Origin of the sequence: Marinospirillum alkalitolerans (genome assembly GCF_045055655.1) — a bacterium.
Classification (GTDB): domain Bacteria; phylum Pseudomonadota; class Gammaproteobacteria; order Pseudomonadales; family Halomonadaceae; genus Marinospirillum; species Marinospirillum alkalitolerans.
On the sequence record NZ_JBANFI010000001.1, the window covers coordinates 535,467 to 561,173 of the forward strand.

At 53.4% G+C, this 25,707-nt stretch carries 22 protein-coding genes; 12 read left to right on the top strand and 10 right to left on the bottom strand.

All coding sequences use genetic code 11. The features are described 5' to 3' along the window. The first annotated feature begins 74 nt into the window (after positions 1–74). A complete protein-coding gene (locus V6U78_RS02400; RefSeq protein WP_405336817.1) occupies positions 75–1,364 on the top strand; it encodes an NCS2 family permease in 1,290 nt (429 codons plus the stop codon). Between the two features lie 122 nt (positions 1,365–1,486). Here V6U78_RS02400 and V6U78_RS02405 read toward each other — a convergent pair whose 3' ends face one another. Then, complete coding sequence (locus tag V6U78_RS02405) at positions 1,487–1,924, bottom strand: OsmC family protein (RefSeq protein WP_405336819.1); 438 nt, start codon at positions 1,922–1,924, stop codon at positions 1,487–1,489. 227 nt (positions 1,925–2,151) lie between these two features. Here V6U78_RS02405 and queF point away from each other — a divergent pair, with 227 nt between their 5' ends. The 6 genes from queF to V6U78_RS02435 all read left to right on the top strand — a co-directional run bounded on the left by queF (position 2,152) and on the right by V6U78_RS02435 (position 7,022). Further along, positions 2,152–2,976, top strand: coding sequence for an NADPH-dependent 7-cyano-7-deazaguanine reductase QueF (gene queF, locus V6U78_RS02410; protein ID WP_405336821.1), 825 nt, complete (start codon positions 2,152–2,154; stop codon positions 2,974–2,976). Between the two features lie 134 nt (positions 2,977–3,110). Then, on the top strand, positions 3,111–4,079 hold the full coding sequence (locus V6U78_RS02415) for an AEC family transporter (protein WP_405336823.1): 969 nt from the start codon (positions 3,111–3,113) through the stop codon (positions 4,077–4,079). Continuing rightward, positions 4,072–5,004 (top strand): alpha/beta hydrolase, encoded by a 933-nt coding sequence (locus tag V6U78_RS02420; protein ID WP_405336825.1) that lies wholly within the window; start codon positions 4,072–4,074, stop codon positions 5,002–5,004. The genes V6U78_RS02415 and V6U78_RS02420 overlap by 8 nt, the downstream gene beginning before the upstream one ends. 10 nt (positions 5,005–5,014) lie before the next feature. Beyond that, the gene (locus V6U78_RS02425; protein WP_405336827.1) at positions 5,015–6,001 is read left to right on the top strand and encodes a patatin-like phospholipase family protein; all 987 of its coding nucleotides are present in this window, start codon (positions 5,015–5,017) and stop codon (positions 5,999–6,001) included. Further along, a complete protein-coding gene (locus tag V6U78_RS02430; RefSeq protein ID WP_405336829.1) occupies positions 5,991–6,701 on the top strand; it encodes an AzlC family ABC transporter permease in 711 nt (236 codons plus the stop codon). Before V6U78_RS02425 ends, V6U78_RS02430 begins: the two co-directional genes overlap by 11 nt. Then, entirely contained in the window at positions 6,702–7,022 is a 321-nt protein-coding gene (locus V6U78_RS02435) for an AzlD family protein (RefSeq protein WP_405336831.1), read from the top strand. Between the two features lie 28 nt (positions 7,023–7,050). On the opposite strand, the gene V6U78_RS02440 is transcribed toward V6U78_RS02435, so the two are convergent. The 6 genes from V6U78_RS02440 to V6U78_RS02465 all read right to left on the bottom strand — a co-directional run bounded on the left by V6U78_RS02440 (position 7,051) and on the right by V6U78_RS02465 (position 13,430). Continuing rightward, positions 7,051–8,307 carry a cache domain-containing protein gene (locus tag V6U78_RS02440; RefSeq protein WP_405336833.1) on the bottom strand — a complete coding sequence of 419 codons (1,257 nt, stop codon included), beginning with the start codon at positions 8,305–8,307 and terminating at the stop codon, positions 7,051–7,053. Between the two features lie 183 nt (positions 8,308–8,490). Further along, positions 8,491–9,318 (bottom strand): ABC transporter permease subunit, encoded by an 828-nt coding sequence (locus tag V6U78_RS02445; protein ID WP_405336835.1) that lies wholly within the window; start codon positions 9,316–9,318, stop codon positions 8,491–8,493. Next, the gene (locus tag V6U78_RS02450; protein WP_405336837.1) at positions 9,311–10,219 is read right to left on the bottom strand and encodes an ABC transporter permease subunit; all 909 of its coding nucleotides are present in this window, start codon (positions 10,217–10,219) and stop codon (positions 9,311–9,313) included. The genes V6U78_RS02445 and V6U78_RS02450 overlap by 8 nt, the downstream gene beginning before the upstream one ends. A gap of 31 nt (positions 10,220–10,250) precedes the next feature. Then, on the bottom strand, positions 10,251–11,414 hold the full coding sequence (locus tag V6U78_RS02455) for an ABC transporter ATP-binding protein (RefSeq protein ID WP_405336839.1): 1,164 nt from the start codon (positions 11,412–11,414) through the stop codon (positions 10,251–10,253). 125 nt (positions 11,415–11,539) lie between these two features. Then, entirely contained in the window at positions 11,540–12,643 is a 1,104-nt protein-coding gene (locus V6U78_RS02460) for a polyamine ABC transporter substrate-binding protein (protein WP_405336841.1), read from the bottom strand. A gap of 202 nt (positions 12,644–12,845) precedes the next feature. Beyond that, the gene (locus V6U78_RS02465) at positions 12,846–13,430 is read right to left on the bottom strand and encodes a superoxide dismutase (RefSeq protein WP_405336843.1); all 585 of its coding nucleotides are present in this window, start codon (positions 13,428–13,430) and stop codon (positions 12,846–12,848) included. 400 nt (positions 13,431–13,830) lie between these two features. Between V6U78_RS02465 and V6U78_RS02470 the strand changes: the two genes are divergently transcribed. The 4 genes from V6U78_RS02470 (at position 13,831) to V6U78_RS02485 (ending at position 21,244) form a co-directional block, all read left to right on the top strand. Continuing rightward, a complete protein-coding gene (locus tag V6U78_RS02470; RefSeq protein ID WP_405336845.1) occupies positions 13,831–15,075 on the top strand; it encodes a hypothetical protein in 1,245 nt (414 codons plus the stop codon). 208 nt (positions 15,076–15,283) lie between these two features. Beyond that, positions 15,284–16,654, top strand: a complete 1,371-nt coding sequence (locus tag V6U78_RS02475; protein WP_405336847.1) for a DEAD/DEAH box helicase — start codon at positions 15,284–15,286, stop codon at positions 16,652–16,654. Next, positions 16,651–18,789, top strand: coding sequence for an ATP-dependent DNA helicase DinG (dinG, locus tag V6U78_RS02480; protein WP_405336849.1), 2,139 nt, complete (start codon positions 16,651–16,653; stop codon positions 18,787–18,789). Before V6U78_RS02475 ends, dinG begins: the two co-directional genes overlap by 4 nt. Positions 18,790–18,904: 115 nt before the next feature. Further along, positions 18,905–21,244, top strand: a complete 2,340-nt coding sequence (locus V6U78_RS02485; protein ID WP_405336851.1) for a transporter substrate-binding domain-containing diguanylate cyclase — start codon at positions 18,905–18,907, stop codon at positions 21,242–21,244. Between the two features lie 46 nt (positions 21,245–21,290). On the opposite strand, the gene V6U78_RS02490 is transcribed toward V6U78_RS02485, so the two are convergent. After that, positions 21,291–22,952, bottom strand: a complete 1,662-nt coding sequence (locus V6U78_RS02490) for a methyl-accepting chemotaxis protein (RefSeq protein WP_405336853.1) — start codon at positions 22,950–22,952, stop codon at positions 21,291–21,293. Positions 22,953–23,130: 178 nt separating this feature from the next. Between V6U78_RS02490 and V6U78_RS02495 the strand changes: the two genes are divergently transcribed. After that, positions 23,131–23,802, top strand: coding sequence for an energy-coupling factor ABC transporter permease (locus V6U78_RS02495; RefSeq protein WP_405336855.1), 672 nt, complete (start codon positions 23,131–23,133; stop codon positions 23,800–23,802). Here V6U78_RS02495 and V6U78_RS02500 read toward each other — a convergent pair. Further along, entirely contained in the window at positions 23,799–24,350 is a 552-nt protein-coding gene (locus V6U78_RS02500) for a response regulator transcription factor (protein ID WP_405336857.1), read from the bottom strand. The two genes, V6U78_RS02495 and V6U78_RS02500, sit on opposite strands and share 4 nt — an antisense overlap. Before the next feature lie 55 nt (positions 24,351–24,405). Next, complete coding sequence (locus V6U78_RS02505) at positions 24,406–25,674, bottom strand: ATP-binding protein (RefSeq protein WP_405336859.1); 1,269 nt, start codon at positions 25,672–25,674, stop codon at positions 24,406–24,408. Between the last annotated feature and the right edge of the window lie 33 nt (positions 25,675–25,707).

The window sequence follows — 25,707 nt, forward strand, 5'->3', positions numbered from 1 at the left end:
GTTTTTTGTCTTCAGCACTTGCCCTGACGGGGCAGATGTTTACAATGCCGTCTTCTTTTTCAGAAGGTGCCATCATGCTTGAGCGTCTATTCAAAATTAAAGCACACAACTCCAGTGTCAAAACTGAGGTGATTGCTGGTATCACCACCTTTTTGACTATGGCGTACATCATCTTTGTCAATCCAGCGATGCTGGCGGATACAGGGATGGATTATGGCGCGATTTTTGTCGCCACCTGTTTGGCGGCGGCGATAGGCTGCTTGATCATGGGTCTTTATGCCAACTATCCGATTGCGATGGCACCGGGTATGGGGCTGAATGCCTTCTTCACCTATGGTGTCGTGCTTGGCATGGGCTATAGCTGGGAAGTCGCTTTGGGTGGGGTCTTCCTTTCAGGTATTGTCTTTGTGCTGATCAGTATTTTAAAGATGCGCGAATGGTTAATTAATGCCATTCCTGCCTCTTTGAAGCTGGGTATTGCTGCGGGTATCGGTTTCTTCCTGGCGATTATTGCACTGAAGAATGCCGGTATCGTTGTTAAAGACCCAAACACCATGGTGACCTTGGGTGATCTCTCTTCACCGGCTGCCATTTACGGTTTTCTTGGCTTTTTTGTGATTGCCGCACTGGCCCATCTGCGCATTACCGGTTCGGTGATGCTGGGTATTCTGGGTGTCACACTCTTGGCGATCTTGTTTGGACATAACGAGTTTGCTGGCGTGGTGTCGATGCCGCCTTCTATTGCCCCGACCTTTATGGCGATGGATATTCGTGGTGCGCTGGAAGTCGGTATGATCAGCGTTATCTTCGCCTTCTTGTTTGTCGATTTATTTGATACTTCTGGCACCTTGATTGGTGTGGCTGAGCGCGGCAAGCTGCTGGATCAAGATGGCAAGTTGCCACGGATAGAAAAGGCCTTGCTGGCCGATTCCAGTGCGACGGTCATTGGTGCCGCGCTGGGTACCTCTTCTACCACCAGCTATGTTGAAAGTGCCTCAGGTGTGGCGGCTGGAGGGCGTACAGGTCTGACAGCCGTTGTGGTTGCAGGCTTGTTTTTAGTGAGTCTGTTCTTTGCGCCTTTGGCGGCTTCGATCCCAAGCTATGCCACGGCCGGTGCGCTGCTCTATGTCGCTGTTTTGATGGCTGGTAGCCTGGCGAAGGTCGATTGGGAAGATGTGAGCGAGGCGGCTCCGGTTTTGATTGCTGCCTTGGCCATGCCGCTGACCTTCTCGATTGCGCATGGTATTGCTCTTGCCTTTGTCAGCTATGCTGTGATCAAGCTGCTGTCTGGCCAGGGTAAGCAGGTGAGCTGGAGTGTGTACTTTTTGGCGGCCTTGTTCATCGTCAAGTTTGTTCTGCTTTAAGCTGAAGGGCTAGGATTCACGCACTCTCAGCCAGTTCTATGGAGATCATCAGCTGTTGAGATCAGCATCTCTTGAGAACTATCCGAATCAACGCCAGCAGCCAAGACTGCTGGCGTTGGCGTTTAAGCCAGCTGATGAACGACCTGGGTCTCAAGGCTGATATTGTCATGCAAAGGGCAGCGGTGGCAGACCTGATCCAAAAACTCGGCCTTTTCGGCATCGCTCAGATCGGCATCAATCGTCGCTTGAATACGAATCTGCTGAAAGCCCACGCGATCATCGCTGGGTCGTCCTAGTAATCCAGCTGGGTTATAATCCCCTTCCACTTGAATCTGCATACCGCGCAGATCAATTTTCTGCTGAAAGGCAGCGATCCGGGCGATCGTGCCAATGCAACCGCCAATCGAGAAGAGAAACATCTCCAAAGGTGTCGGTCCTTGGTTGGTGCCTTGCGCGGCTTGAGGTTGGTCGATGACCAATGCATGACCATTGATATTGGCGTGAATGGCAAAACCAGCTTGGAGCTGGGCATCAATACGGACGGTTTTACTTTGGCTCACAAAAATACTCCTTGCGACTCTCGCGAGAGTCAGGCTTTTGGTGTTGAATAGTCTGTTGCTTTTTCAAGGTTAAGCGCTGAAAACATCTCGGTCGCGCACCAAGGCGGCTAGATGTTATGTAAGGATTATCGCATATAAAAGAAGGTTTGGGCAGTCGTTGAGGCGACTGAGTTCTCGCTTCTCTTGTGTTCAGCAAGAGGGGTTCTTGTATCCACTAGGAGTGTTCTATGGCACATCCCGATGCCGCCGACTCGCCGCTGGGTCAGGCGACACACTATGTCAACCAGTATAATCCACAGTTGCTCTTTCCTTTGGCGCGAGATCGTGGACGCTTGGCCTTGGGTCTACAGGGTGACTTGCCATTCAGCGGATGGGATATCTGGAATGCCTATGAAATATCGTGGCTCAATGCGCGCGGTAAGCCACTGGTGCGTTTGGCAGAGTTTCGCTTTGCGGCAGATTCAACGCATATTATTGAATCTAAATCCTTCAAACTCTACTTGAACTCCTTCAATCTCAGCCACTTTAAAGACGAATCAGAGGTGCATGCCTGTCTGACACGCGATTTAAGTGCGGCTTCGGGGGCGCCAGTTGAGGCCACGCTGATGCCAGTGGAGGCGGGCTTGTTACCCCAGCCTTTTCAGGGGGTCTGCCTGGATGCGCTGGATATTGAGGTGAAGCACTATACACCTGCCCCACAGCTGCTGAGTTCGGATCCTGCCACGTCAGTAGAAGAGCGGCTCTATAGCCATTTGCTGAAGTCCAACTGCCCAGTGACGGGGCAACCAGATTGGGCCAGCGTGATGATTCATTATCGCGGACCACAGATCGATCCTGCAGGGTTATTGGCTTACCTGATCTCCTACCGTGAGCAGGGTGATTTTCATGAGCAGTGTGTCGAGCAGATTTTTATTGATCTGCAACGCCAGTGTCAGCCTGAGATGCTCAGTGTTTATGCACGCTATCTGCGTCGTGGTGGGCTGGATATCAATCCTTGGCGCACATCTGAGCCAGGTGCGCTGCCTCCGGCGGTGCGTTTGCTGCGTCAGTAAACAAGGGGAAGAAAATGCGCAATGTTTTGTTTTTTCTGGTGGTGTTGCTGGGCGTGATTTATGCCCTCGTGACCTTATAAGCCTTTTGGGGCGAAGTGGATGGGCTTGGATGGAGAGGCGTTTCGCCTAAGGCTATGATGGTAGATCCTCGGTTTGTGGAGACACTGCTCTTCACCTTGCAGGTGACAGCGCCGGTCTTTTTGCTGGTCTTTATTGGTATTGCCTTGGGGCGTATCGGTTTCTTAACCGATGAGTTTAACCGTGTGGCCTCGCGTCTGGTGTTTACAGTGAGCCTGCCGACTCTGGTGTTTTTGAACCTGAGTCGGACGCACCTGGCGGAAGTCTTTGTGCTGGACTTGATGGTCTATGCGGCTGTCGTCACGCTGCTGGCCTTTTTTTGGTTGGTGTGGCGCGCGCAAAGAACGCTGGTGGACTATGCCGATCGCGGCCCCTTTGTGCAGGGGGCCTTTCGGGGCAACCTCGGTATTCTTGGCTTGGCCTTGGCCTTTAACCAGTATGGTGAGGCCGGATTAGCCTTGGCCTCGGTCTTTTTGGCGCTGTTGATCGTGATGTATAACTTTCTCTCCGTGGTCGCACTCAGCCTGTGGCGCTCAGAGCAGGGGATTGCCTGGGGGCAAATGGGCTTGGATATTCTGCGTAATCCACTGATTATTGCCGTTAGTCTGGCTTTGCCTTTTTCCTTGCTGGAGTGGTCCTTGCCCTCAGTGCTTGCAGAAACTGCGGATTATCTGGCCGCGCTGACCTTACCGCTGGCGCTCTTGTGTGTGGGGGCGGCGCTGAATCTGCGTGCTTTACAAACCACCAGCCGTACCGCACTCAGTTCAACCGCCTACAAGTTGGTGCTGCTGCCGATACCGATGGTTTTGGGGGCATGGCTGCTGGGTTATGAAGGCCAGACGCTGGGCGTGCTGTTTTTGATTTTTGGCTGCCCTACAGCGGCGGCCAGCTATGTGATGGCGCGCAGTATGGGCAGCAATGCAGCTTTGGCGGCCAATATCGTGGCTTTAACGACACTTTTTAGTACAGTGACGCTCAGCTTGGGGGTTTTTGTGCTGCATTATTTTGGGCTCAGCAGTGGATAAGTCTCTCCGTCGTGCGACATCGTCGCTGCAGCCCTGCCCTGATGGCGCGCGCGCCTGTGCTTGGTCGGTGAATGGGTTAAAGCTACAGGGGCTGGTGTGGGGGGACCCTGTGCATCCTCCGCTGCTGGCCTTGCATGGCTGGCTGGATAATGCGCTGAGCTTTGCCGAACTGGCGCCGCGTCTGGCCGAGGCGGGCTATCAGGTGATCGCTATTGATTGGGCTGGGCATGGCCTATCGGATTGGCGTGATCAAGCCTGCTATTGGCATCAGCAAGATGTGCTGGATCTGGATGCGCTGCTCGATCAATTAGATGCATTGCCTCTGCCCATCATTGCCCATTCGATGGGGGCCGGTTTAGCGGGGATGTTGGCTGCCGCCGCACCTGAGAAAATCAGCCAACTGATCTTGATTGATGGCCTAGGCTTACTCAGCACTGAGCCAGAGGATAGTGTTCAGCAGCTCAGTCAGGCGCTGCAAGCCCAAAGAAAGCGACGTGCCCGCTCACGGACTGGTCTGCATTATCGCGATCTGGATGCCGCGATCTCGGCACGCCAAAAAGGCATGTTTCCGCTGACCGAGAAGGCTGCTTGGCAGTTATGTCAACGTGGCCTGCGTGCAGAAGAGCAAGGCTGGTGCTGGTCGAGTGATCCGCGCTTATTGCTGCCATCGCCAGTGCGCTTAACCGAAGCGCAGAACCAAGCCTATCTGGCTCAGCTGACGCAACCTGTCACGCTCTTGGCTGGTCGTCAGGGTGTTTTTGCGCAAGGCGATCGGTTGGCGGCACGCGTGGCTTGCATCCCCCAGATGCATCTGGTCTGGTTAGAAGGCGGACATCATTTACATTTAGAGCAGGCCAGTGCCTCAGCCTGCGCCGCCGTTATTTTAAAGGCACTCAAGCAGGGGCAAGATCAACCAGCTGTCTAGGAGGTCGTGAATGGCAGTCACAGAACAAAGACGCGTCGCACTGGTTTTAGGCTCAGGTGGAGCCAGAGGCTATGCGCATATCGGTGTGATCGAAGAACTGGAAGCCCGTGGCTTTGAGATCGTTGGCATCTCAGGCTGTTCGATGGGCGCACTGGTCGGCGGGCTCTATGCCGCCGGTCGCTTGAAAGACTATCGCGATTGGGTCAGTGGACTGGATTATCTGGATTTATTGCGCTTGGTGGATGTGACTTGGAGCCCAATGGGGGCCATCAAAGGCGAGCGGGTGATGGCCATGATTAGCGAGCTGCTTGAAGGTAAGCGTATTGAAGATCTCCCTATTCCTTACACCTCGGTGGCGACAGATCTGGTCAATCAAAAAGAAGTCTGGTTTCAAGAGGGCGATCTGTTGGAGGCCATTCGGGCTTCTATCGCCGTACCTGGGGTGATCACGCCCCTGCATCATCGTGGGCGGACGCTGGTCGATGGTGGTTTATTGAACCCCTTACCGATTACGCCTGTGGTGGCCTATCATGCCGATTTTATTCTGGCGGTGAATGTCACAGCGCAAAACTCACAGGCAACGCTGGCCCAGCTTTTACCCGATTGGCAGCGCCCAGGGAGTCAAAAAGACAGTGGCCGTGCGGCTGAGTGGATCTATCGTGTCAAAGAGCGTGCGGGGCAGCTGCTTGATCGCCTGAATTTCTGGGAGGATGAAGCTAAAGCCACGAGTGCAGCCGATCCTGTCGATCCCACCCGCTGGGGCAAGCTAGATGTGATGCTGCAGTCGTTTGAGATTACCCAAGCGGCACTCACCCAGTATAAGGTGGCCGGTTATCCACCTGATGTCTTGATCGAGATCCCGCGCACCACCTGTGCTGGCTACGAGTTTCATAAGGCCCCTGAGCTGATTGAACTTGGGCGGCGTAAGGCGCGTCTGGCACTGGATGAGTGGCAGAGTGACCACCCTGTCCCGAATGGAGATTTGGATGACCACTAGGCTACTGGATGCGGCAGGGGTGCGATCTGGTTTTCAACGCCTGTTGCCTTTGGGCTTTTTTGTCGCGGCCTTTGGTCTGGCCTTTGGTTTGGCCGCGGCGCAGCGTGGATTAAGCGATGTTGAAGCCCTGCTGATGAGCGCGCTGGTGTTTGCGGGCGCGTCTCAGTTTGCCGCGCTGGAGCTATGGCAGGCAGAAATTCCCTTTGTGGCACTGGCGATCACCACCTTTGCGATTAACTCGCGCCATCTGCTGATGGGCGCTTCGCTTTATCGCTGGATGCAGCCTCTGCCTTGGGGACAGCGTCATGGGGTATTGGCGCTGCTCAGCGATGCCAATTGGGCGATGGCGATGCAAGACTATCAACATGGTCAGCGCAATTTGGGCATCGTGCTTGGTGGAGGGTTAGCCATCTGGCTGGCGTGGATGCTGGGTTGTTTAACAGGCCTGCTGGTCACCAGTGGCATCCCGCATCCTGAAGCACTGGGCCTGGATATGGTCTTAAGCTGTTTTTTGCTCAGTATGGCCTTGGGTGCGCCTGTGCAAAAGCGCCAGCTGGTGATTTGGGGAGTCGCGGCCTTGGCGGCTGGCTTGGCATGGCATTTTTTGCCCGATCATACCCATGTGGTATTGGGAGCACTGGCCGGTGGTCTGGTCGGGGCGCTGTGGCTGCCCGATGATTTAAAAACTAAGGCGGCTTAAATGACTTCTTTACCTTCTTTCACACAAAGTTTGCTGGCAATAGGCCTGATGGCCGGCGTCACCCTGGTGACCCGCTTTGGTGGTCTCTGGATCATGCATTGGGTGCCCCTGCATCCGCGAGTGGAAGGCTTTATTCAGGGGATGTCTGGATCGGTGCTGATCGCCTTGATTCTGCCGATGGCGATAGAAGGGGATACCGCAGCACGCTTGGCTTTGCTGTTAACCGCTGCGGTGATGCTGCTCTGGCGGCGGCCTTTAGTGGCGATTGCCGCCGGTTTACTGCTGACAGCCACTTGGCGGGCGCTTGTCGGCTTGCCTTGAGCGCCTAGATGAACGCCCTGTGCTGGCCTTAGTGGAATGCGAGGCTGGTCTGAGGCTGCTCATCCAATTGAAGGTGAACCAGTGTTCCGTTGGCTTGCTGGTAGAGCAGGCAGGAGCCAGCCGAGTTTTTGGCTTGCATTTTGAGGCTGGTCATTTGTGCGGCCAGCTGTTCGAGTTCAGGACGGGTTGCTGGCAGAATCTCCAGTGCGCTGACCGAAAGGCTGACTAGGCTGAAAAAGCGCTCGACGCCAAAACGATCGAGGGCGCAGATCCCGCCACGCTGGCGGTCTTCTTCTGAGTAGAGTGCTGAGCTGAGCTGGTTGAAATCAGCCGCCAGTGCATGGAGACGATCCAGCCAATCATCTTGATCAGTGATCAGCACAAAATCATCCCCGCCAATATGACCAACAAAATCCCCTTGTAAACGAAAGTGTTTCTTCAATATTTTGGCTAACCCAATCAAAATCTGGTCTCCAAGCGCATAACCATAGACATCATTGAAGGCCTTAAACTGGTCCAGATCGATATAGATATAGGTAAAGCCTTGCTGAGCCTCGCGTCTTTTGGCCAGTTCAGCTTGAATGCGGTGATTGCCGGGTAAGAAGGTCAGCGGGTTATCGTCGCGCGCTTCATGCAGGCGCGAGCGAATGGTGTAGAGATGACGGCTGAATAAATAAAAGGCGGTCAGCAGCAAGGTAAAGAGCAGGAAAATAGTAATGCTGCCAACGATGGAGTGATAGCGGGCTTCTTCGAGTGTTTGCTTGAGCTGAGTGGTATTGATTCCTGTGCCGAGGGTCCAATCCCAAGGCGCAAATTGGACGACATAGCTGGTTTTGTGCTCATAGTCGCCGGTATCTGGATTGGGCCACAGGTATTCTACAAAGCCACCGCCGTTGACAGCGGCGGCATAAATCTCTTGGATAATGTAACGCCCATCAGGTGCTTGTAGATGCAGAATATTGGTGCCAACGATATCCTGATGCCCATTGGCCAGAGAGATGCCTTCATGATTACCGATGAAAAAATAATTATTATCGTCATAGCTGAGGTGGCTAATCAGCTCGAGCGAGTTTTGTTGCGCGGCTTCGAGTGACAGGTCGCCAGCTTGGTAGCGTTGATAGTAAAAATCGAGCAGGCTGGTGGCATTTTGCACAAGAAAAACAGCACCTTGCTCATAGCTATGGGCAAGGTGGTGGCGAGTCTTGAGTATTTCGTACAGCGTATAGCTGATCATTGCCAAGGCAATAAAAGCAGCGATGCTAAAAAGCCCAACTTTGGAGATCAAGTAGGGCCTTGGTCTGGTTAAAGGCATCACCTGCGCATCTCTCTTATTTTGATAATCTCGCCATTGTAGTGATACGGCAGGATTTGGCAACTCAGTGTTCAACTTTGCTGAGTTATGTCATCAAAATGAAACGCAATATTACATGATGTTTTTCTTATTCAGTGATGCCTTACAAATGGGTCTTTACTTACCCACCATGCTCTGGCGTCTTTTTTCTTCTGCACGTCGCATCAGATACCAGCCAATAAAGGTCGCCAATGAAACCGCCAGAAGGATCAAAGTTGCTAAGGCATTGATCTTGGGTGAGACGCCCATCCGCACTGAGGAGTAGATGACCATCGGCAGCGTGGTGGCCCCTGGCCCAGTGACAAAGCTGGCGATGACCAGATCATCTAAAGACAAGGTAAAGGCCAAGAGCCAGCCAGCCGCTAAAGCGGGAGCAATCATCGGCAGCGTAATCAGCCAGAAGCTTTGAAAGGGTGTCGCGCCCAGATCCAGCGCGGCTTCTTCAATCGACTGATCCAGCTCGCGCAGTCGAGCAGACACGATCACTGCCACATAAGCGCTACAGAAGGTGGTATGCGCAATCCAGATGGTCATCGCCCCCCGATCCTGCGGCCAGCCGATCATCTGTGCCAGATGAGTAAACAGCAGCAGTAACGACAGGCCCGTGATCACCTCAGGCATGACTAAGGGGGCGGTGATCATACTAGAAAGCGCAGTTTTACCGCGTATCCGACGAAAACGTGTCATCACCAGCGAGGCCAGTGTGCCGATAGCCACGGCCATACTGGCAGAATAAAAGGCGATCTTCAGGCTCATCCCCAGAGCATGCAGCAGCTGTTCATCACGCAGCAGTTCACCATACCAGTGGGTTGAAAAACCACCCCAAATCGTCACCAGCCGAGAAGCATTAAAAGAGTAGATAATCAGGATCAGCATCGGCAGATACAGAAAAGCCAAGCCGAGCCACAACATCAGCGTCGAGAAGGAGAAGCGTGGCTTAAACATTTTTCTCTAGCTCCTTAGCCTGAAAACGGTGGAACAAAATAATCGGCACCAGCAGCAGTAACAGCATGATCATCGCCAGTGCTGAGGCCACCGGCCAGTCGCGGTTGCTAAAGAACTCTTGCCACAGGATTTTTCCGATCATCAGTGTGTCTGGGCCGCCAAGTAGCTCTGGCACCACAAACTCACCGACCGCAGGGATAAAGACCAGCATACAGCCAGCGATAATGCCGTTTTTAGACAGGGGCAGCGTAATGCGCCAAAAGGTCGAGAGTTGACGCGATCCAAGATCGGCGGCGGCTTCGAGCAGCGTGCGATCGAGACGGATCAAGTTGGCATAGAGGGGTAGCACCATAAAGGGCAGATAGGCATAGACCAGACCGATCATCACCGCGATATTGGTGTTCATGATACGCAGTGGCTCATCAATCAGATTCAGGCTCAGCAGGAGATGGTTCAGCACACCTTGATGCCCAAGTATTCCCATCCAGGCATAGACGCGAATCAAGAAGGAAGTCCAAGAGGGCATCAGCACCAGCAGCAGTAACACCAGCTGAGTCGAAGGTTTAGCCTTGGACATGGCATAGGCCATAGGGTAGCCAATCAGTAGGCAGAGGAACATGGCCCCGGCGGCCATTTTGATCGAGCCCCAATAGGCGCTGACATACAGGCTGTCAGAAAAGAGAAACAGATAGTTCGCCAAATTCACGACAAAGGTCAGGCTGTCATTGGCATACTCAACCAAAGGCTGATAAGGCGGAATCGCAATCGCCGCTGAGGAAAAGCTGATTTTCAAGACCAGACTAAATGGCAGCAAGAAAAACAGCAACAGCCAAGTAAAAGGCAGCAGGAAAACCCAGGTGCGGCCACGAGGGAGCCAGCGTAGGAGTCGGTATTTATTCATAAAATTACCCCAGGTTGAGGCCAGGCAGCCACTAGTGCCATAACACCAGCGGGCTGCTGGCTTCCCAGTAGATATACACCTCGTCATCCCAAGTTGGACGATCCGCTAGGCGCTCGCTGTTAATCATGCTGGCCTGCACCAGCTTGCCGGAAGGCAAACGGATGTAATAGACCGAATGGCCGCCCAGATAGGCGATATCATGGACAGTACCGCGCGACCAGTTGTAGGGCTGGTCTGGTTGCTCACGCGTGACCAGCGTTTGCTCGGGGCGCAAGGCGACCCAGCCGCCGGTGGCTTCTGCCTGCGAGGTGATACCGTGATCCAGATACACAGGCTGCTCCAGCCAAGGCGAGACCAGTTGGCAGTGGTCCGCTTCATCCACGGTCATTTCGGCTTCGAGCAGGTTAATCGAGCCGATAAACTCGGCGATCATCCGGCTATTGGGCGTTTCATAGATATCAACAGGGCTACCGACCTGTACTATCCAGCCATCCGACATAATGGCAATGCGCTCGGCCATCGTCATGGCTTCTTCCTGATCGTGGGTCACCAGCACACAGGTGACGCCGACCTTTTCAAGGATATCGACCACCTCAAGCTGCATCTCCGTACGCAGTTTTTTATCCAGTGCGCCCATAGGTTCATCCAGCAGCAGCAGGCGGGGTCTTTTGGCCAAAGAGCGCGCCAGAGCCACGCGCTGACGTTGACCACCAGAGAGTTGGTGCGGTTTGCGCTTGGCATACTTTTCCATTTTGACCAGACGCAGCATTTCATCCACACGCTGGTTGATCTCTTCTTTGTGCAGGCCGTCGCGCTTGAGGCCAAAAGCGATATTGTCCGCTACGGTCATATGTGGAAAGAGCGCATAGGACTGGAACATCATGTTGATCGGGCGCTCATAGGGCGGGAGCTGGGTGATATCCACGCCATCGAGCAGTATCTTGCCTTGGCTAGGCTGTTCAAAGCCGGCCAGAATGCGCAGCAGTGTCGATTTGCCTGATCCTGAGCCACCAAGCAGAGCGAAAATCTCACCCTGGCGGATGGTCAGGTTGACGTCATCGACAGCCAGCGTGTCGTCAAAGCTTTTACTGATGCCTTGTAACTCAAGCAAAACAGGTTTTTGTTGCTGTTGTCCGCTGATGACTTTTTTATAAGCACCAGAGACCTTGTATGCGCTGGAAGGGCTATTGGACATGATGGATCTTCAACTCCTCAAGGATCTTCGTCATCTCAGTGACGCGTAAGAAGCAAAAACCAACCTGCGCTCGAAAGCGAGGTTGGCTTTGGGGTGCTTCTTGTTTCAATTCAGGTCAGTGCGCGCTAACGCCCTGACTTCACACGGTTCCACTGGCGAGTAATGACGCGCTGTACCGCCAAGGGACGCTCGCGCGGCAGGTAAAGTTTAGCCATGACTTCTTCGCTGGGATAAACGGCTGGATCGTTGAATAACTCAGTATCCACCAAGGTGTTGGCGCTGCGATTCGGGTTGGCATAGAGCACGTAGTTGCTGATGTCGGCAATTACTTCAGGCTCAAGCAGGAAGTTAATCAGACGATGGGCATTCTCCTGATTGGGCGCATCGGCAGGAATGGCCAGCATATCAAACCAGAGGGCAGCCCCTTCTTTCGGGATGGTGTAGCGTATGTCGTGGCCGTTATTCACTTCACGCGCGCGCTCAGCGGCTTGGAAGACATCACCAGAATAGCCAGCGGCCACACAGATATCGCCATTGGCCAAATCAGTGATGTAGCGTGATGAATGGAAATAGGTGATGTAAGGACGCACTGCCATCAGCGTTCGCGCAGCCAATTCAATATCGGCTGTATTTTGGCTAAGAGGGTCTTTACCCAGATAAGCCAGAGCAGCAGGCAGCATCTCATCGCCTGAATCCAGCATGGTGATACCACAGCCACCAGCCGCCAAGCGAGAAGCGATTTCTGGATCAAACATCAGCGCCCAAGAGTCAGTTGGTGCATCTTCACCGAGAATCGCCGTGACACGATCATAGTTATAGCCATAACCATTGGTTCCCCAGAGGTAGGGCAGGGTATATTCCGCAGAGGCACCCACATCTTCCAGCAGGCTGAGCAGGTTTTCATCCAGATGCTGGCGGTTAGGGAGCAGGTCATGGTTCAGGCGCGCAAAGGCTCCAGCGCTAATCTGCTTGGTGACATAGTGGTTCGATGGGACAACCAGATCATAGCCTGAGCGGCCAGAAAGCAGTGCCGCTTCAAGCACTTCATTGGTATCAAACACATCATAGATGACACGAATACCGGTTTGTTCACGGAACTGGCTCAGGGTGTTTTCAGCAATATAATCTGACCAGTTATACATGCGCACCTGGCTGGCATGGACGCTGCCAACCGTAAGTAGTGTGGCCGTGGATGCGGCAAACAGTACCGACTTGAGGGGAGTGGACATAGTAAAAACCTCCTGAGCAGGATGGTGAGGTGTCGACATGACACTGGTGCTGCGCATTGTCGTTTTTTTTGCTGCGAATGCAAGCTTTCACGTTAAAAAAAGCAAAAAAACACCAGCAGAAAAAAGCAGGAAAAAAAGACATAAAAAAACCACCCCAAAGCAGCTTTGGGGTGGTGATGCAAACCAGTTGGCTGGAGGTGTTTTAGCCAGCAAAGTTCTGGTTAACAAATTCCCAGTTGACCAGTGCCCAGAAAGCCTCAAGGTACTTAGGACGCAGGTTACGGAAATCGATATAGTAGGCGTGTTCCCACAGATCGACTGTCAGCAGTGCAGTCTGACCTTCTGTCATGGGCGTGCCAGCATTAGAGGTGTTAACGATTTCTAATTCGCCAGCCGCATTCTTCACCAGCCAGGTCCAAGAAGAACCAAAGTTGTTCACGGCCTTGTCATCAAATTCTTTTTGGAAGGCTTCAAAAGAACCCCATTTGGCATTGATCGCATCAGCAATCGCGCCAGTGGGTGCGCCGCCACCGTTGGGGCTGAGGCAGTGCCAGTAGAAGGTGTGGTTCCAGATTTGAGCCGCATTGTTGAACACAGGACCAGATTTGGAGGCCAGGATCACTTCTTCCAGTGATTTGCCTTCGTATTCTGTACCAGGGACCAGACCGTTCAGCTTGGTCACGTAGGTGTTGTGGTGCTTGCCGTGGTGGAAATCCAGCGTTTCAGCCGAGATGTGGGGCTCAAGTGCATTCTTTTCATAAGGCAGTGCGGGCAATTCAAAAGCCATGATGCTTCTCCTTCATCTTAGGGTCTAACAGCCTCAGTAGGCCGATTCAGCTGCTTTTTTTATTGATCCACTTTTAGAGTGGGGATCATGCTTTAAAAAACAAGTCATCTATTCAGGCTGGGTTTTTTATCATTGATCCGCTGAGTCGCTCTCTGTTTAAATGACGCGTTGGCTTCGGTGATGAACACAGCGCCAAGAAGCGAGGCAGGGATGCAAAACAGAGCCAGTGTATTGAATGGCCACTAGCATAGCACTCTCTGCTAGGGCTGACAATTCCGACTTCAATGCTCAGGTATTCCATGTCGGTGGAACCTGTTGGTTAAAAAAGGTCTGATCTGTATCCTTGCCAGTGAAGTAACTGGCGATCTTCTTTTTGTTGACTCGATAAAACTGACTTTTTATGCCTAATCGTAAAGAACCCCAACTGAATCTTGAGCCGCGTCTTGATCCTGCTCAGCCTCATCCCTCTCCCACAGAGGCGAAGGCGCCGCTGACCAGCGCTCGCTATCAACCAGCAGCAACGTCTGAAGCCCAAAAGGCGGCTGATGCTGCGTCAGCCACAACCCAGCCAGCGGTTGGAGCGAGTGTCGCGCGCGCGAAATTGGCCAATCAGTCTCAGGATGCACAGGCACACCCTGAGGCGGTGCTGCGGCGTGCGGCAGCACTCAGACAAGAGCGCTTGGCACAGCAGGCTGCCCCAGCCGCGTCGGCCAGTGCTGCACAGCAGAGTCAGACTGCTGCCCCTGCATCGGCTGCTGCGCCAGATTCACAGTCCGCTTCTATGCAGCAACAGCGTGCAACAGCTAAGGCGGAGGCTCCTGAATCGCTTGCTGCCTCGGGTGGCAAGGAGCCCAGTGGAGGGGGTGGCAATCATGGTGGTGATGGCCATGCTGCTGCTTCCGGCAAACAAGGTTTAGGTTGGTTCGCTGCTGGCTTATTGGTGGTGCTGATGTTAGGCGGTCTGGGTGGATGGCAGCTGATGACACTGAATCAGCAGTTACAGGCCCAAATAGGCGATCTAGAGGCGGCCTTGTCTGACCGCCTTGAAGAGCTTGAAGTGCGTCTTTTAGAAACCGATGAAGGTCTCTCACAAACCGGCCAGACGTTTCGTGGCCGCTTGGACTGGGCCGATGAAGAGATTCATAAGCTCTGGCGTTTGGCCAATAACCGTATGCGCCCGGCGATTAGCGAATTACAAGAGCAGGTCAGCCCCCTGCCTGAGCAGATTACGCGCCTTGAAAGTGCCATCCAGCCTCTGCCGAACCGTGTCAGCCAGTTGCAAAGAGAGCAGCAAGCGCTTGGAGAGCGCCTGAGTGCTCAGCAGAGTGAGGCGCAAGAAGTGCAGCGTCGTTTGCAGCAGCAGGTGCAGCAGGTCGAACAGCAGATGATGGAGGCCAGCTTGATGCTAACTGCCTTGAATGAGCAGGTGCGCAACCGTGCCGCGCAAGAGCAGATCAACGAACTCCAAGCTCAGGTGCAAGGCTTGGTTGATCAGTGGCGCACCGAGCTACAGCCGCAGCTGGCGAGCCAAACAGAGCAGCTCAACTCTCTTGATCTGAGTCGCCAGCAGCTGGTCAGTCGGGTCACCCAGCTGATGGATGAAATGGGGGAACTCTACCAGCGTCTGGGCCAGTCAGCACCTTGAGTGGTGTGTGCTCCACGCTGAATCCCCTGCTGGTAGGTCGCGCTTCTTATCCTCGCTTGAGGTTGCCTTCACGAAACACCTTGGCATAAGATGCGGGCTTTGATGTTCAACTTTCGGCGAACAAGGATCGAGCCTGCTAGCCTTATCGGGCTGAATGGCCTGTTGTGGATTCTTGTGAGCCCGTTTTCTTTTTATTTGAGGTCGTGTTTTGACTAACCCAGCTGCTGCATCGTCAGGATCTAAATCTGCACCACCGAAGCGCCGTCGTCGTCGCAATCCCAATCGTCAATCGGCACCCCGCGCTGCGGCTCACAAGGCAGGCACGCCGCAGAGCTTTGAAGAGCGTGCTGCCCAGGCACAAGCGGCCTTGGGTGATTGGTCTTTGGCGGCTTTTCCTGTCGAACCGGCTGCTGGGCAAGTGCGTTTCCATGATTTTAATCTGCCGCTGCCTTTGATGAAGTCTCTGGCAGATCAAGGTTTCAGCTACTGCACACCCATCCAAGCGCAATCGCTGCTTTACACTCTGCATGGTGTGGATCTGATCGGTAAGGCGCAGACAGGGACAGGCAAAACGGCCGCGTTCCTGCTCTCTATTCTGACCTATCTGCTTGAAGAGCCACGTCCTGAGGGCCAGCGTATTGGTGCGCCTCGTGCTCTGATTCTGGCGCCCACGCGTGAGCTGGTGATGCAAATCTGTAAGGATGCAGAAGTGCTCATGCGCTATACGCCCTTTAAGCTGTTGTCCGTGGTCGGTGGCATGGATTACGTCAAACAGCGTGACCAACTGCGCGGTGAACTGATCGATCTGCTTGTGGCGACTCCTGGCCGTCTGATTGATTTCCACGGCAAGAAGGATGTTGATCTGCGCCATGTTGAAATTCTGGTACTCGATGAGGCTGATCGGATGCTGGATATGGGCTTTATCCCCGATGTGAAGCGTATTATCCGTGCCACACCACCCAAGCAAGAGCGCCAGACGCTGCTCTTTTCTGCCACCTTTACGCCGGATATTTTGAATCTGAGCGCCCAGTGGACAGAAAACCCCTATAAGGTGGAGATCGAAACTCAAGTGCAGACCAATGAGAACATCACTCAGCACGCTTTTTTAGTGACCGATCAAGAAAAACCCCAGCTGTTGCTCAGCATTATCCAAAAATGGAATCTTAATAAGGTGATCGTCTTCAGTAATCGCCGTGATACGACGCGCGATGTTTACGAAGCGCTCAAAAAACGCGGCATTAATACTGCCATGCTCTCGGGCGAGGTTGATCAGAAAAAGCGTATTGCGACCTTAGAAGGTTTCCGCGAAGGCCGGATTGAAGTGCTGATCGCGACGGATGTGGCGGGCCGAGGGATACATATTGATGATATCAGCCATGTGATCAACTATAACCTGCCAGAAGATGCGGAAGATTACGTGCATCGTATTGGTCGTACTGGCCGTGCTGGCGCGCAAGGTGTTTCGATCAGCTTTATTGGTGAAGAAGATGCCTTTGCTTTGCCAGCGATAGAGGCTTACACCCAGCAGAAGCTGGAATGTGTTCATCCTCCTGCTGAGCTGATGCAAGAACCCGCATGAACCCTGAATGGCAAGGACGAATTCAAAAGGCCTATCGTGACTTCCTGGCAGGACGCCAGGTCAAGGCCAGACGCAGCCAGGCTCATATGATCGCAGACATCGCCAAGAGCTTTGCCGCGATCAAAGAAGATGAGGCTGGCCTGCGTCAAGGTCAGCAGCATATCAGTGTTATCGAAGCCGGAACTGGGACAGGTAAAACGCTGGCCTATCTGCTGGCGACCCTCCCCGTTGCTCAGGCGCGTGAAAAGCGCCTCGTTATTTCAACTGCCACGATTGCGTTACAAGAGCAGCTGCTACTGCGTGATCTGCCGGATCTTCTTAAACTGACGGATCTTGAGTTTAGCTTTGCCTTGGCCAAGGGGCGCGGGCGTTATGTTTGTACTGCCCAGCTGGTGAAGGCGCATCAGGCGCGCGAAGAAAAAAACGAGTCCACTGCGCTGGATTTATTTCAGGCTGAGCTGTTGCAGCATCAAGGCGGCGCTGAGGATCAGGCTTTAGAAGAGCTGGTCACGGCCTTTGCTGCGGGTGAGTGGAATGGCGAGCAGGATAGCTTGCCAAGCCAGCCACCGGCTGCTTTGTGGAATCGCTTGACGATCGATCATCAGCGCTGCACCAATCGCCGCTGTCCCCACTTTGCTTCTGCCTGCCCTTTCTTTAACGCTCGGCGAGCGCTTGAGCAGGCCGATATTATTGTGGCGAATCATGATCTGGTGTTGGCGGATCTGGCCTTGGGCGGCGGGGTGATTCTGCCGGACCCAGCGCAGACCTACTATGTGTTTGATGAGGCTCACCATCTGCCAGATAAAGCCATCAAGCATTTTGCCGCGAGTTTTCGTTTTAACCAGTGCCTGAATTGGTTGCGCTTATTGCGTAAATCTCAGCCAGACTTGATGCAAACCCTTGGCTCCAGTGCCTCCGCCAAGCGCTTGTTAGAGCAGTTGCTGCCGCCGATCGAGGCGCTAGAGCGAGATCTGGGTGTTCTTTATGGCCAGTTGAGTAGTCTGTCTTTTGAGTCTTCAACGCAAGGCCAGGCGATCTATCGCTGGCCGCAGGGTGTTTTGGCCCCCGAGCTGCACGAATTTGCTCAGCAGTTGACGCTGCATTTTGCTAGCCTCAGTCGCCTTCTTGAGCAGCTGGTCAATCAGCTCAAAGAGGCGCAGGACCCAGAAAAAAACACCAGTCTTGATGCTGATCTGGCCGCAGAATGTCAGCCCTTGTTGGCCTTGCTGCTGGTTCGAGCTCAAGGCGCGCATCAGTTGTGGAGCCTTTGTAGTCAGCCTGATCCTGAAAACCAGCCACCTCTGGCACGCTGGTTGACGCGCTTTATCCTGCAAGAAGGAGATCAGGATCTGGAGATGAGTGCCAGCCCAGTAACAGCGGCGGGTGATCTGGCTTATAAGCTCTGGTCACGTTGCTTTGGTGCGACACTCACTTCAGCCACGTTAACGGCTCTCGGTCGCTTTGATCGCTTACGTCAGCGTGCTGGTCTCTCCGCGCAGACGCTTTGTAAGACCTATCCTAGCCCGTTCAACTATGCGCAGCTGGGTGTGCTGGAAGTGCCACCTGAAGCCTGTGATCCTCTGAACTCAGCAGCCCATAGCCAAGCCATTATTGACTATCTAGAGCGTCAGCCGGATAGCGAACGCGCCACGCTAGTGTTGTTTAGTGCGCGCAAGCAGATGCAAGAAGTCTATGATGCGCTGCCAAAGAAGCTGCAAAAGATCACCCTGACTCAGGATCAATACTCTAAAAATCGCTTGTTGAAAAAACATCTCGAGCAGGTGGATCAACAGCAACCCAGTATGATCTTTGGTCTGGCCTCCCTGGCAGAAGGCATTGATCTTCCGGGACGTTATCTGACCCATGTTGTGATTGCACGCCTGCCCTTTGCCATGCCAGATGATCCGGTAGAAGCTACGCTAGCGGAATGGATTGAGCAGACAGGTGGCAATCCTTTTATGCAAATCAGCGTCCCTGATGCCAGTATTCGTCTGGTGCAGGCTTGTGGTCGCCTGATACGGACTGAAGCAGATCAAGGGCGGATCACCTTGATGGATAAACGTATTTTGACCAAGCGTTATGGCCAGCAACTGTTGAATAGCCTTCCTCCGTTTCGACGTGAGCTGCATCGCTAGCATCAGGCACCTGGGCAAGAGTTGCAGCCAGCTGCTTTGGCCTCTATATTAGGTATGTGTTCTACGGGTTAAGATTTCTGCGTCTGCTCCCTTCTTTTCTGACAAAGGCAAGTCTATGCGCCGAGCTCGATGGGCCTTGATCCTCATGCTGATGCTGCTCAGTGGGCGGATTGTTGCGGATACGGCAACATCTGAGCCGGTCGTGATTCAGCTCAAATGGTTGCACCAATTTCAGTTTGCTGGTTTTTATGTGGCGCTAGAGCAAGGCTTCTTTGATGATGAGGGCTTGCTTGTTGAGCTGCGTGAACGGGATATGCGCCTTAATCCTGTGCAGCAGGTGCTGGATGGCGAGGTCCAGTATGGCGTCACGGACTCAGCCATTTTTCAGGCTGATGCGCAGCAGGATCTGGTGATCGTGATGCCGATCATGCAGCACTCGCCGAATGTTTTGTTGTCTTTGCGTTCCTCTCAGATACGTCACCCACGGGATTTAGCGGGTCGGCGGATCGGCTTTTATGATACTGAAGGCGATGGCTTGAGCATTCTGCTGATGCTGGCTCAGCATGGCATTGAACCAGAAGTGCTGGAGCCTCTCTCTTGGCAGTTACGTTTTGATAGTCTCGCGCGTGGCGAGGTGGATGCGATTGCGGCCTATACCACCAATGAACTCCACCAGCTGCGTGATCTGGGTTTGGCGGTCAATATTCTTGACCCACGCCATTTTGGTATTGATCTCTATGGTGATCTGCTGTTTACCAGTCGTGCTGAGGCGGAGCAGCATCCTGAGCGTGTGCTGGCCGTGCGGCGGGCAGTCATTCGCGGCTGGCATCATGCGCTCAATCATCTGGAGGCAACGCTTGATCTGATTGAAGCCAAGTACAATTCGCAAAATAAAAGTCGAGCGGCTCTGCTGCGTGAGGCCCGTGGCATCGAGGCGGCGATCGCGCGTTATCATCGCGAGTTTGGAGAGTTTGATGACGGGCGAGTCGAATTTATCCATGAGTTGCTGGCGCGCTATGAGCTGCTGGGGCCAAATGGGGCGGCTTTTGCTTCACCGGAGTTTTTTCAAGCACGCCAATCCCAGTTAGTGCTGACAGAAGAAGAACAGCTTTTTTTGGATGGGCTGGAGCGAATTCGTGTGGCCGTCGATCCAGACTGGCCGCCTTTTGAGTATTATTCACGCGATGGCGAGTTATTGGGGATCAGCCGAGATTATCTGCAACTTCTAGAGCAGCGTCTGGGTGTGCCTTTTGAGCTGGTGCCACCACAAAGCTGGGTGCGTAGCCTGGAGCAAATGGAGCAGCGCGAGATCGATTTAATTCCAGCCTTATCGGCGACACCGGAGCGCAGCCAATACATGCGTTTTACCACTCCCTATGTGCGTTCACCCATGGTTGTTGTCACTGGCCTGCAGATTGACTTCATTACCTCCTTTGATCAACTCTTAGATCGTCGTGTGGCCGTGGTACGCGGTTATGCTTCTGATGAGCATCTCAGTCGTGACTATCCAACAGCGAATCTGGTGCGTGTTGAGACAGCTCTTGAGGGGTTAAGACTGGTCGCTTCAGGTGAGGTTGATGCCTATGCGGGGAACCTGGCTGTAGCTAGCCATCTGATTCAGCGTGAAGGGCTGGCGAACTTAAAAATCTCTGGTAGCACCAACTATGGATATCATTTGTCTATTGGCGTGCGGAGTGATTGGCCACTGCTTCAATCGATTATGGAGAAGGCGCTTTCTAGTATCAGCGCTCGCGAGCAGCGAGAAATCTATGAGCGCTGGGTGAGTCTTGTGCGTGCAACCGGCATGCACTGGCGTCAGGCCTTGCCGTTTTTTCTGGTGGGCGGCGTCATTTTTCTGATCACCCTGTTGTATGCCTTACATTTACATCGTCTTTATCATCGTATGCAGCGAACCAATCAAGCACTGGCCGCCGCACAGGTCGAACTGGCGGATCAGCATCAGCAGCTCGAAAAAATCTCCATGACCGATAAGTTAACGGGCCTCTATAATCGCCATTATCTCGATCAAGCCTTGCAGGAGGCGGTACAGCATGCTCAGCAGGATCGGCGTCCGCTCAGTGTGGTGTTATTTGATCTGGATGATTTCAAGCAGGTGAATGATACCTATGGCCATCAGTATGGAGATCAAATTCTGGTGCATTTTGCACAGATGGCCTCGTCTTTATTGCGATCAAGCGATATTCTCGGACGCTGGGGCGGAGAAGAATTCTTGTTGATTTGCCCAGAAATAGATGGCGCTGGGGCGTTTCAGGTGGCTGAAAAGGTGCGGCGTTTTCTTAGCCAGACACCGCATGACAAGCTGGTGCAAAGAGTCAGTGCGGGTGTCTGTCAGCATCAGCTTGGCGATACACCAGATCAGCTGCTCAAAAAGGTGGACACCCAGCTCTACCAGGCTAAGGCGGCAGGACGCAACCGCGTGAGCTTAGCGAGCTAAGGCATGCCCCCATCCTCGTTGGGCTGTCTTTTTTGTCAGTGCGCGCTTAGCGGTGCATCGGCTCGGTTTTAAACTGGCTGACCTGCTGTTCTAGCTGCTCGGCCAACTGGGCCAGTTCATGGCTGGCCGTGGTCGTCTGTACGGCACCTTCGCGTGTTTGACTCGCCAGATCATTGATATTGACCAGGTTGTGACTCATTTCATCAGCAACTGCAGCCTGCTGCTCGGCGGCGCTGGCAATCTGGGTGTTCATATCGGCCATTTGATGAATATGGTGGCGCACTTCTTCTAACGCTTGGGTTGTCTGCTGCGCCTGTTCCAGCGTGTGCAGCGCCTGCTGTTGACTGCCTTGCATGGCTTGGTAAGAAGCCTCGGCTTCGGCCACCAAGCGCTCAATCATGTTGTGGATTTCTTCAGTGCTGGCTTGAGTGCGCGCGGCTAGATTGCGCACCTCATCGGCCACGACGGCAAAACCTCGACCATGTTCACCGGCACGCGCGGCTTCAATCGCGGCGTTGAGTGCTAGCAGGTTGGTCTGCTCGGCCACATTACGAATCACTTCCATAATGCTGCCGATATTCTCCGTACCTTCTTTCAGGCGCGTCATCGATAAAGCCGTTGATTGAATGCTGCTATCCAGCTGGCTCAGCGTATTGAGTGTTCTATCCAGACGCTCATGGCCCTGTTGGGTTTTATCATTAGCGGCGCGCGCTGCTTCGGCGGCCTGTTGTGCGTGACGTGCAACCTCTTGAACTGTCGCGCTCATCTGATTCATCGCTGTGGCGACCTGATCGGTTTCTTGGCTTTGTTGATCGACCGTTTGCTGGCTTTGATGGGTCACTGCGGAGAGCTCTTCTGCTGCAGCAGAAACGGCCAGTGCAGATTGGCGCGAGGCTTGAACCAGGTCATGAATCTGAGTGATAAAGCGGTTGAAAGCGCGGTTGATATACATCAGCTCATCTTGGCCCGCTTCACTCAGGCGGTGGGTGAGATCACCATCGCCATCGGCAATTTCCCGCATTCGCGCGAGCATTTGCTTTAACGGCTGAATAACTGAGCGGATCACGGCAAAGACTAAACCTGCCAACAGCACAGCGGCCAGAATAAACAGGCCAATCAGGTTGAAGCTATGACGGCCTAGTTGTGCATTGAGTGTGTCTAGGTAAATACCATTGACCAGCACCCAGTCCCAGGTATCAAAGGCAGTGAACACGCTCATTTTGCCAACAGGAGAGCTAAAGCCAGGTTTATCCCAAACATAGCGCACCATGCCGATGGATTCGTGACGTGAGCGCTCGAGCAGTTCAGCGATAAAGGGCTGGTTTTGTGGATCACGCACCTGGCTGACATTGCGTCCTTCTAGCTCTGGTTGCTCAGGGTGCATCAGCATCAGCCCTTGACGGTCGAGAATCCAAAAGTAGTCTGCATCCTGTCCCGTCGTAAAGCGCCACTGTCGGATTTGCTCTAAAGCCAGAGACTGAGCGCGGGCTTCGGTCAGCTGGCCGTTGAGGACTTGCTGGTGATAGGAGTCCAGCGTATGCTGAGCCAGCTCATGCAGCAGGCTGAGTTGGTGGCGCTTTTCATCTAATAAGGCTTGGCGCTCCTGCAGCAGAGCGAGGCCACCGACTAGGGCAAGAGACACCAAAGCAGCCACTAAAATAAAACCCAGGCGCGTACTGATTGCCCATTGACGCAAGTACACCAGCATAGTCCAATCCTCTTCATGTGTTGTCAGGCAAGAAAACCAAGTCGATGACCAGCCAGGCACAGAGGATTTAGCTCTACTCCTTGGGCTAGATTTGCTGCAGCGCACAAGTATGCCGTTTCAATGCCGGCCTTTCAACTGAGAAAAGTCATGTTTTTGTCATCTTATTGAGGAGAGGACGATGAGTTTTTCCGCTTCTTTGTCACCTGGTTGGATCGGCCTGCTGGCGCTGGGCTTGTATGGCGGCTTTTTGATCTGGGCCTTGTGGGCTGTGCCTTGGCGTATTCTACTGCGTGAACCAGGCCTACAGCATTTGTTTCTTGGCGGCACCTTAGTGGTGGGTTTAATCTGGCAGTTGCAGGCCGCTATCAGCTATTCGGTTTCCATTCATGTCTTGCTGGCCACGACCTTAACGCTGATGTTCTACTGGCCTATGGCACTGATCGCGACCAGTATTGCACTACTGGCGCTCACGCTGGCGGGGAAGGCTAGCTGGGATATGTTTGGCATCAATGCTTTAATCACCTGTTTGCTGCCTGTTTTGATCAGTCATGGGCTGTGGCGTTGGGTCGAGCGCGCCTTGCCTGCGAATTACTTCATCTTTGTTTTGATTGCAGGCTGTGGTGGAGCGGCCGCTGCTGCGTTAGGGTCTGGTCTTGGCGTCATCCTCTTTGCCGCCCTGTTGACATCCAGTGTCGAGTTTTCCTTTCTTTCGCGTGATTACTTCTTGTTTTTACCCCTCACTCTGCCGCCTGAGGCGATTATCAACGGGGTGATTATCACTTCGATGACTGCCTTTTTACCTGATTGGGTGCGTGCCTTTGATCCACAAAAGTATCTTGATCAGGCTTAGCGTCTAACGGGGCGTTTTTGCAGCTTGCGCTGTAGGGTGCGACGGTGCATACCCAGTGCCCGAGCGGTCGCCGAGATATTGCCTTCGTGCTCATGCAGCACCTTCTGTATATGCTCCCAGGTTAAACGGTTGACGGACATAGGTTGTTCGGCCAGTGGTGTATCTGGATCACCGGCCTGTTTGTTGAGTGCAGCAAGCACTTCATCGGCATCAGCAGGTTTACAGAGATAGTTGATGGCGCCCAGTTTGATGGCCTCGACGGCAGTCGCAATGCTCGAATAGCCAGTGAGTACCACGATCTTGGAGAGGGATGAAGCTTCCAAAAGCTGGGGCAGCAGTGTCAGGCCCGAGCTGCCTTCGAGCTTTAAATCCAAGGTGATGTAATCTGGTTCAAGCTCCTGTGTCAGCTCCAGCGCTTGCTGCTCATTGCTGGCCCGAGCCGTCTCATAGCCGCGCCGTTGAAAAGCGCGCTCAAGCACCTGCGCAAAAATATCATCATCATCAATAATCAGAATACGAGGTTGCTCTTCATGGTTGAGCTCTTGCATCTTGTGCTCCCTGGTCTAGCGGGTTAAGAAAAAAGCCAGTGCTTGGCGTGCTGCATCAGTGATGAGGGCGGCTCAACGGAATACGAACCTCAGTCAGCGTACCGCCTTGCTGATGGTTGTACAGTCGAACCGTGCCGCCGAGGCGGTTGATTGTGGCATGGGTTAAAAAGAGCCCTAAACCCAAGCCCTTGCTTTTGGTGCTGATAAAGGTCTGCCCCAGCTTTTCAGCAAGATCGAGCGGAATACCCGGCCCTTGATCCAGTAAATCAAGATGCAGCTCGTCCTGATTCCAGTCGATATGGATGCTGACCGCCTCAGAAGAAGCATCAGCAGCGTTATTGAGCAGGTTGATTAATGCTTGCTGGAGCGTGATGTCGGCCAGAATCCACGCCTCCTCAGCGGCTGAGGTTGGCCAATGAATCTGATAGCAGACATCGGGGCGCAGCACTTCCCAGTATTCCAGCACCGCCTTCAAGAAAACACGGACGGCCTTGCGTTCAGGATTCAGCAAGCGAGATTGATCGGCGTTGCTGACCAGAGATTGCAGTGTCACCTTGCAGGTATCGACCTGCTGGCGCAGTAACGCCAGATCCGCCTGTAGCTGGGCATCATCTGGATAGTCATGGCTCAGCTCCTTGAGCATCACCGCCATGGTGGATAAGGGTGTGCCGAGCTCATGGGCTGTGCCAGCAGCCTGAGTCGCAACAGCCAAAATCTGCTCATCACGCAATGACTTTTCGCGTGTATCGGACAGATCTGCATCACGTTGGCGTAAGGACTGGGCCATCTTGTAAACAAAGACGGTGATCAAACCTGTGCTGAGAATAAAATTCGCCCACATGCCGACAATATGCAGGTTGAGCGAGGAGTGGTGGGTTTCGATAAACTGCGGCACAGGAAAGTTAAAAAACATCAGCAGGGTGTAGTTGATCAAAATGACTGAAGCCAGAATCCAGCTGAAATGCCAAGGCAGGGTGGCCGCAGAAATAGTCAAGGGTACCAGAAAATAGGAAATAAAAGGGTTGGTGGCACCACCAGTAAAGTAAAAAAGCACAGAAAGACCGAGCACATCCAAAAGCAGGTGCAGTAGATACTCCCAGTCAGCGACGGGATGTGGCCACTGTAAGCGCCACCAGGTGAGCAGATTGATTAGCGCCATGGCCACAATGGTGCTGAAGACTGCCAGCAGATGCAGCTGAAAACCAAAGACCTCTAATCCAAGCAGGATACCTGCTAGAAAGCCTGTCCAGGTAATCCCGCGCACCAATGAAAGGCGCATCAAATTGCGTCCTGGCGTAGAAAGAGGCAGAGGGGCGTCGCGCACAACAAACTCCAGTTCAGACTGAAACGAGCTATT